Annotated in this window: 7 protein-coding genes; 2 read left to right on the forward strand and 5 right to left on the reverse strand. The window is 65.1% G+C overall.

The features are described from left to right. The coding region (locus VD811_07960) for a hypothetical protein (protein ID HXV20904.1) at nt 1-214 on the forward strand (214 nt) is incomplete at its 5' end. Nucleotides 215-310: 96 nt separating this feature from the next. On the opposite strand, the gene glnE is transcribed toward VD811_07960, so the two are convergent. The 5 genes from glnE to gatC all read right to left on the reverse strand — a co-directional run bounded on the left by glnE (nt 311) and on the right by gatC (nt 8014). Next, nucleotides 311-3508, reverse strand: coding sequence for a bifunctional [glutamate--ammonia ligase]-adenylyl-L-tyrosine phosphorylase/[glutamate--ammonia-ligase] adenylyltransferase (gene glnE / locus VD811_07965; GenBank protein HXV20905.1), 3198 nt, complete (start codon nt 3506-3508; stop codon nt 311-313). A 42-nt stretch (nt 3509-3550) separates the two neighbouring features. Then, a complete protein-coding gene (gene mtnA, locus VD811_07970) occupies nt 3551-4594 on the reverse strand; it encodes an S-methyl-5-thioribose-1-phosphate isomerase (protein ID HXV20906.1) in 1044 nt (347 codons plus the stop codon). A 69-nt stretch (nt 4595-4663) separates the two neighbouring features. Beyond that, nucleotides 4664-6112: an Asp-tRNA(Asn)/Glu-tRNA(Gln) amidotransferase subunit GatB gene (gene gatB, locus VD811_07975; GenBank protein HXV20907.1), complete on the reverse strand. Its 1449-nt coding sequence runs from the start codon at nt 6110-6112 to the stop codon at nt 4664-4666. A gap of 96 nt (nt 6113-6208) precedes the next feature. Further along, entirely contained in the window at nt 6209-7666 is a 1458-nt protein-coding gene (gene gatA, locus VD811_07980; protein ID HXV20908.1) for an Asp-tRNA(Asn)/Glu-tRNA(Gln) amidotransferase subunit GatA, read from the reverse strand. A 60-nt stretch (nt 7667-7726) separates the two neighbouring features. Continuing rightward, entirely contained in the window at nt 7727-8014 is a 288-nt protein-coding gene (gene gatC, locus VD811_07985) for an Asp-tRNA(Asn)/Glu-tRNA(Gln) amidotransferase subunit GatC (GenBank protein HXV20909.1), read from the reverse strand. Between the two features lie 206 nt (nt 8015-8220). Here gatC and VD811_07990 point away from each other — a divergent pair. Continuing rightward, on the forward strand, nt 8221-8469 hold a 249-nt coding region (locus tag VD811_07990; protein ID HXV20910.1), incomplete at its 3' end, for a glycine zipper domain-containing protein.

Raw genomic sequence — 8469 nt, forward strand, 5'->3', positions numbered from 1 at the left:
CGTCTCCGATGCCACCAACAACAGGGGGGAGCCCTTCGGGCTGGAGCGCCTGCAGCAGGTGCTCCAGCAGAATGGCGACGACCATCTCGAATTTCTCGAGCAGATATTCACCGCCCTTCAGCGCTTCGGCACCGACGACCCCCCGGTCGACGACTGCACCGCCATCGTTCTCGACTTTCACAGTTTCTGGCATGAATCCCGCCGAAGCGGCTGATGAAGGAAGGGGAAAAGCAGGCGCCGAGGCGAGGGAACCGGGGAGGCGGGTGGAAATTGTAAAAACGTTAACCTGATCACCGAACACGGATATCGGCTAGGACGACCCGCCCTCCGGCCCGATGATGCTGTCGAAGACGGCGCGAATCTTTTCGGTGACCTGGCGGTAGTCCTCGAGGAACACTTCGTCGGGACGCCGCGGCCGCTCGGGGTAGCCGAGCCGGCGCGCGAGCCGCAGCAGGTAGGCGCGATCCGCCGACAGCTCGCTGATTGACTGGTCGTGCACCAGGCGCAGCTTGTTTTCCAGACGCCGCAGGAATTTATATCCTCCCTCCAACGCCGCAAAATCGGCTTCGCTGATCAGGCCCTCGCCGCGCAATGCCTGCAGGGTTTTCAGTGTATTGACTTCGCGCAGCGCCGGCCGCTCGCCGCCGTAGCGCAGCTGAAGGTATTGGGCCAGAAACTCCACATCGACCATGCCGCCGCGCCCGGTCTTGATGTTGAGGTGGCTGGCTCCCTCCCTGGCAATTTCACTCTCCATCCTCCCGCGCAGACGGTAAATCTCTTCCCTGAGCCCCTCCGGCAGCGGCCGCTCGTAGACAATCCAGCGATTGAGCGCCTCGATGCGCCCGGCAAAGGCCGGCGGTCCCGTCACCACCCGGGCCTTGGTGAGAGCCTGCCGTTCCCAGAGGCGGGCGGAGGACTCGTGATAGCGCTGGTAGGCGGGCAGACTGGTGACCAGCGGGCCCTGGTTGCCCGAGGGACGCAGGCGGGTGTCGATCTGGTAGACATACCCCTCGCGGGTCATCAGGGTCAGCACCGAAATGATCCGCTGCGCCAGGCGGGAAAAATATTCCTGGTTCGACTGCTGCCGGAAACGTCCCGGGTCGGCGCCCGCCACCGGTCGGGTCTCCCCTTCCCCTTCGTAGATGAAGATGATGTCGAGGTCGGAGTGGTAGTTGAGCTCCATCCCTCCCAGTTTGCCCATGCCGAGGATGGCAAAGACGGCCTCGTGCTCGGCGCCCGATTCGTCCCGGCAGAAGGGGAGCCCGAAGCGCGGCAGAAGCTCCTCGCGGGAGATCTCCACCGCCTGCTGCAGGCAGACCTCGGCCAGACAGGAGAGCTGAAGGGTCCCCTCCCCCTGCGGCGTGTGCCCATGGATATCGCCCATGGCGATCCGCAGGAACTCCTCCTTGCGGAAGCGGCGCAGCACCTCGAGTTTTTCCTCGTAGTTGTCGGCGTTCTTCAGTAATTCAGCCAGGTCATGCGCCATCGCCTCGCGGCTTTTGAAGGAGACCGCGTAGGAGCGGGAAACCAGGGAGTCGAGGATCTCGGGATGCTGGATGAAGATGCGGGAGAGGAACTGGCTGGTGCCGAAGAGGGAGACCAGCATTTTGATGATCTCGCGATTCTCCGCCAGCAGGGCGAAGAAAGTGGCCCGGGCACGCAGCGCCGAGAGGAAGCGTTCCAGGTTGAGCAGGGCCATGTCCGGCTCGGGCGAGTCGATGACTTCCTGCAGCAGCAGGGGGGCGATGCGCTCCAGCAGCCGGCGCGCCCGCTGGGTGAGATGGGCGTGCGGCGGACCGTCGCGCAGCGCCAGCAGGGTTTCGTAGGCGCCGTCCGGATTCCTGAACCCCTTCTCCTCCAGCAGGTCCTTGACCAGATCGGAATCGGAGTTGCGGTCGAAAAGGAAGACCACCTCCGGCCGCACCTCTTCGCGGATTTCCGTTTCGCTGGTATAGAAAAGGTCGCGGTAGATGTTCTCCACCCCGCGCCGGTGCTGCTCGAGGGCATCGCGGAAAGTGGCAGCATCGGCAAAACCGCTGCGCCGGGCGAGCGCCAGCAGTTCCGCTTCCCGCACCGGCAGATTGTGGGTCTGCCGCTCCTGCTCCACCTGGATGCGGTGCTCGACGGTGCGCAGGAAGATGTACGCCTCGCGCAGGGTGCGGTGCTCCGCCGCCTTGATCAATCCTTCCCGCTGCAGCAGATCGAGGGCCTTGAGGGAGTTCTTCTCGCGCAGGGCCGGGTTCTTGCCGGCATAGATGAGCTGCAGCGCCTGGATGAAGAATTCGATCTCCCGGATGCCGCCCCGGCCGAGCTTCAGGTTGAGCTCTCCCTCCTTCTCCCGGGTGAGGCTGCGGTCGATCTTCTGCTTCATCAACTTGATGTCCTCGACCATGCCGTAGTCGAGGTAGCGGCGGAAGACGAAGGGCTCGAGGTTCTTCAGCAGTTGTTCCCCAAGGGGGATGGAGCCGGCCACCGGCCGGGCCTTGATCATCGCCGCCCGCTCCCAGCTCTGTCCCCAGCTCTCGTAGTAGACCTCGGCGCTGCGCAGCGAGTTGGCCATCTCGCCGCTGTTCCCCTCGGGGCGCAGGCGCAGGTCGACGCGGAAGACGAAGCCGTCCTCCGTCGCCTGGCCGACGGCCCGGGTGATCAGTTCGCCCAGCTTGCAGAAGTACTGGTGCAGATGGAGGCGGTTCTTCGTCTCGCCGAGGGGACCGGCAACGCCGGCGGTGGTCCCCTTTTCCGAAGAGTAGAAGTAGATGAGATCGATATCGGAAGAGAAGTTGAGTTCGCGGCCGCCGAACTTGCCCATGCCGAAGATGGTGAAACCGGCTTCGGCAGCGGGTTCCCCCGCCGGCGAGTCGAGAAGGGGTGCCCCGTACTCGGCCCGCAGCAGGCGATCGCAGACCTCCCAGGCGCGCTGCAGGGAAGCGGCGGCCAGTGCCGAGAGTTCGCCGGTGACGTCTTCCAGTCCTGCCAGCCCCCCCAGGTCGCGACTGCCGATGCGCAGGATCTCCCGGCACTTGTAGAGGCGCAGTCCCTTCTGCAGTTCGGCGAGGGTTGCCTCCAGGGGAATTCGCTGCCGCAGCTCTGCCAGCATGACCGGCTCGTCCTTGGCGCGGCGAATCTCGCCCGCCGCGAAGAGGTCACGGAGATAGTCGGCCTTGCGGCAGAGGATGCCGGTCAGGAAGGGAGAGGCGCCGAGGACCGTGAGCAATTGCTGCCGCTCGCGCTCAGAGCCGAGAACGGTAAGCAGTTCGTCCCGCGCAGCAGTGTTGGTCAACTGTTCGAGGCTGTTGAGGGCGAGGTCGGGATCGGCGGCCTTCAGGGCCGTCAAGGCGACGGCGGCGAGCAGGGCGCAGTCCGGCACGACGGCGTGCAGCAGCCTGAGGTTGGCGGCACTCCGGCGCGGGTCGGCGAAGCCGAGCTCCGCCACCAGCGGCTGCAGGGCCGCCTCGGTGCCGGCCGCGCAGGCCATGGCGAGCTGTCGCGCGAGAATCGTCGGATCCATATCAGCCACCAATCGGACGGAGGGGAAAGGCCTCCCCCAGGGCTACTTCCCTTCGACCAGAGCCCTCAGCCCCCGCTGGTAATCCCCTTTCACCACGCCGCGCTCGGTGATGATGGCGGTGATGTAACGCGCCGGGGTGACGTCGAAGGCAGGGTTGCGCACGGCGACACCGGCCGGGGCGAGCTGCCGTTCGCCGCTATGGGTGACTTCACGGGCGGCGCGCTCCTCGATGGGGATACGGCTGCCGTCGGGGATGGCGAGATCAACGGTGGAGATGGGCGCGGCGACGTAGAAAGGGATGCCGTGCTCCTTGGCCAGGATCGCCACGGTGTAGGTGCCGATCTTGTTGGCCGTATCGCCGTTGGCGGCGATGCGGTCGGCGCCGACGATGACGCAGTCGATCTCTCCCTTGCTCATCAGGTGGCCGGCCATGTTGTCGCAGATCAGGGTGACCGGAATGGCATCCCGCATCAGCTCCCAGGCGGTCAGCCGCGCCCCCTGCAGCCAGGGTCGGGTCTCGTCGGCGAAGACGGCCACCTTCTTCCCCGCCTCGACCGCCGCCCGGATGACGCCGAGTGCCGTGCCGTAACCGCCGGTGGCCAGCGCCCCGGCATTGCAGTGGGTGAGAATGCGGCCGCCGTCGGGAATGAGATGCTCGCCGTTTTTCCCCATGGTGCGGTTGAGCCGGTCGTCCTCCTCGGCAATGATCTGCGCCTCTTCGAGCAGCCTGGCCTTAAGATCGGCCCCGGCCAGTTGAGCATGAGCCCGAGCGCACGCCTTCATCCGCTCCAGCGCCCAGAAGAGGTTGACCGCCGTCGGCCGGGTAGCGGCCAGCACCGCGCAGACCTCTTCGAACTCGGCCATGAACTCCTCGAAACTCGCCGCGACGATGTCCCGCGCACCGAAGGCCGCGCCGAAGGCCGCAGCGACGCCGATAGCCGGCGCCCCGCGCACCACCATCGTCTGGATCGCTTCAGCCACGGCGCGGTAGTCCGTATATTCCAGCCAGACCTCCTCGGCCGGGAGAAGGCGCTGATCGATCATTTTCAGGATACCGTTTTCGAACAGGATGGGTTTTATGGACATGGTCGTTTCCTCGCGTAGGGGCGGACTGCGTCCGCCCTGGGCGCATGCAATGCGCCCCTACAAAAACAATTATCCCTGCAATTTCTTCTTCAACAACTCATTCACCGCCGCCGGATTCGCCTTGCCTTTCGAGGCCTTCATCACCTGGCCGACGAAGAAGCCGAAGACCTTTTCCTTGCCGGCGCGGTATTCCTCCACCTGGCCCATATTGGCGGCGATGATCTCGTCGATGATGCTCTCGATGGCGCCGCTATCGGTCACCTGCCGCAGGCCCTGTTCCTCGATGACGGCATCGGCTGCCTTGCCGCTCTTCCACATCGCGTCGAAAACGGTCTTGGCGATCTTGCCGGATATGGTGCCGTCATCGATGCGCGCCAGCATCCCGGCCAGCATGACCGGGGTCACCGGGCTCCCGGCGATGGGAAGGCCCGATTCGTTGAGCGCCCGGGTCACTTCCCCCATCACCCAGTTGGAGCAGGTCTTGCCGTTGCCGTGCAGGCGGACGCATTCGTCGTAGTAGTCTGCCATCGCCCGCTCGGCAGTCAGCACCTCGGCATCGTAGCGGGGAATGCCGTATTCGCGGACGAAGCGCTCGAGCCTGGCGGCGGGCAGTTCGGGGAGTTCCTGTCGCACCTTTTCGACCCATTCCGGGGAGACGACCAGGGGAACGAGATCGGGATCGGGGAAGTAGCGGTAATCGTGCGCCTCCTCCTTGCCGCGCATGGAGCGGGTGGTGCCGCTGACGCTGTCGAAGAGGCGCGTCTCCTGGATCACCCGCCCGCCTTCGTCGAGGATCTCGGCCTGGCGCTCCACCTCGTACTCGATCGCCTGCTTGATGAAGCGAAAGGAGTTGATGTTCTTCAGCTCGGCGCGGGTTCCGAACGCCTTCTGCCCCCAGGGGCGGATGGAGACGTTGGCGTCGCAGCGGAAGGAGCCTTCTTCCAGGTTGCCGTCGCATACGCCGAGGTAGACGACGATCTGGTGCAGCTTCTTCAGGTAGGCAATCGCCTCATCGGCGCTGCGCATGTCCGGCTCGGAGACGATCTCCAGCAGCGGCGTACAGGCGCGGTTCAGATCGACAAAGGAGGCACCGGCGCTGTCTGGCGTCTCGCCGTGCAGCAGCTTGCCGGCGTCCTCCTCCATATGGATGCGGGTAATGCCGACTGTCTTCGCGCCGCCCTCTTCCGTTTCGATATCCAGATGGCCGTGCTCGCAGATGGGGAGCTCGAACTGGGAAATCTGGTATCCCTTCGGCAGATCCGGGTAGAAGTAGTTCTTGCGGGCGAAGACCGAACGCGGTGCGATGCTGCAGCCGGTCGCCAGACCGGTCTTGATGGCGAACTCCACGACCTTGCGGTTGAGTACCGGCAGCGCCCCCGGCAGCCCCAGGCAGACCGGGCAGGTCTGGCTGTTGGGCGCGCTGCCGAAGGCGGTCGAGCAGCCGCAGAAGATCTTGGTGGCGGTGGTCAGCTGGACGTGAACCTCCAGGCCGATGACGGTTTCGTATTTGGATTTCATCGCATGATCCTGATGTTGGTAGCTACCGTTTTGGCTGGTCCCATGGGTCCTATGGGTCCTATACGTCCTATGGGACTTATGGGACACATAGGACCTCTAGATCGGCGCTACGCGCCGATGCCACGCCGTCGCCTGCTCGAAAGCCCAGCCCGCCCGCAGAAGATCCGCCTCGCCGAAGGGCTTGCCGATCAACTGCAGGCCGATGGGGAGGCCTGCCGCCGAGAAGCCGCAGGGGACGCTCATGCCGCAGGTTCCGGCCAGGTTGACCGGGATGGTGAAGATGTCCGAGAGGTACATCTGCAGCGGATCGCCCGCCTTCTCGCCAAGGCGGAAGGCCGGGGTCGGCGCCACCGGGGTGAGCAGAACGTCGACTCGGGTGAACGCCTCGAGGAAATCCTGGCGGATCAGGGTGCGCACCTTCTGCGCCTTGAGGTAGTAGGCGTCGTAGTAGCCGGAGGAGAGGGCATAGGTGCCAAGCATGATGCGCCGCTTGACCTCGGCGCCGAAGCCGGCCTCCCGGCTCTTCATGTACATGTCGATCAATCCCCTGCCCTCCTCGACGCGCAGGCCGAAGCGTACCCCGTCATAGCGGGCGAGGTTGCTCGAGGCTTCGGCTGTGGCGATCAGGTAGTAGCAGGCGACTGCGTAGTCGGTATGGGGCAGGCCGACCTCGACGGTCTCGGCGCCCAGCTGCCGGAAGGTGGCGATGGCCGCCTCCACGGCGGCCTTCACCTCGGGGTCGAGCCCCTCGATGAAGTACTCCCGCGGCAGGCCGATGCGCAACCCTTTCACCCCCTGCCGCAAAGTCGCCAAGTAATCGGGAACCGGCGTGTCGACCGAGGTCGAATCCAGGGGATCGTACCCGGCCACCGCCTGCAGCAGGATGGCGCAGTCCTCGACGTCGCGGGCCAGGGGGCCCACCTGGTCGAGAGAGGAAGCGTAGGCGATGACACCGTATCGGGAAACCCGGCCGTAGGTCGGCTTCAGCCCGACCACCCCGCAGTGGGCGGCCGGCTGGCGGATCGAACCGCCGGTGTCGGTACCGAGGGTCCCCGCCGCCTGCCGGGCCGCTACGGCCGCAGCGCTCCCCCCCGAGGAGCCGCCGGGAACCGTCTCCGGATTCCAGGGATTTTTGACCGGCCCGAAGGCGGAGTTCTCGTTGGAGCTGCCCATGGCGAACTCGTCCATGTTGAGCTTGCCGAGGAGCACCGCCCCGCGCTCCCTGAGACGGCTGACGGTGGTGCCGTCGTAGGGAGGAACGAAGTCTTCCAGAATCCTCGAGGCGCAGGTGGTGCGCACCCCTTCGGTGCAGAAGATGTCCTTGAGCGCCAGGGGGATACCGGTCAGCAGGTCGGCCCTGCCATCGGCAATCCGGCGGTCCGCCGCCTCGGCTGCCGTCAGGGCCGCCTCGGGGCAGATCGTGATGAAGGCATTCAGCTTGTCGTCGGTGGCGGCGATCCGCGCGAGGTAGGCCCGGGTCAGATCAACCGCGGTCAATTCGCCGGCGACGAGCCTGGCATGCAGTTCGTGAATCGTCAGTTCGGTCAGTTCCATGTCAACTTCCGGCTAAGGGCTAAAGGCTAAAGGCAAAAGGGGAAAGGCCTTTCGCCGGATTTATTCGATGACCCGCGGCACCTTGAAGCAGCCGCTGCCGGCGGCCGGGGCGTTCTGCAGCGCCCTCTCCACGCCGATGGACGGCTTGACCGCATCCGCACGGAAAGCGTTCTCCATCGGCACGGCGTGGGCGGTCGGGACGATGCCGTCGGTATTCAGGGCGTTGAGCTTTTCCACATAGCCCAGAATGGCATCCATCTGGCCGGTCAGGGCGTCCAGCTCCTCGTCGTCGAGAGCCAGACGGGCGAGCCGGGCCACCTGTTCAACCTGGGGCCGGTTTATTTTCATAAGGGGGACCTCCATTTTTTCTGCAGTTCGGCAGGTGGGCAAATTACCACGGGAATTTTGTCTTTTCAAGCTTTTCGGGAACGCCTCGCGCCTTCTGCCCGATGTCCCTCTTTCGCCGATTGCCTTACCCTTGCCTTTCCGGGGGGAGCTGTTAGAATTCTCTCCGTGGGAAATGCTAACTCAAACAGTGGGAAAAGGAGAATATCATGAAAAGAACACTTGTCATTTGCCTCGCTGTCGCCCTGACCGCTGCGGGCTGCGCCCAGCCGATGACCAAAACGCAGAAGGGCGCCGCCATCGGTACGGGCATCGGCGCGGCGGCCGGCGCCGGCCTCGGCCAGGCCATCGGCGGCGACACCAAGGGGACGCTGCTCGGTGCCGGCATCGGCGCGGTGGTCGGCGGCCTGGCCGGCGGCTCGATCGGCCGCTACATGGACAACCAGGAAGCGTCGATG

It is taken from the genome of Desulfuromonadales bacterium, from assembly GCA_035620395.1.
Taxonomy (GTDB): Bacteria; Desulfobacterota; Desulfuromonadia; order Desulfuromonadales; family DASPGW01; genus DASPGW01.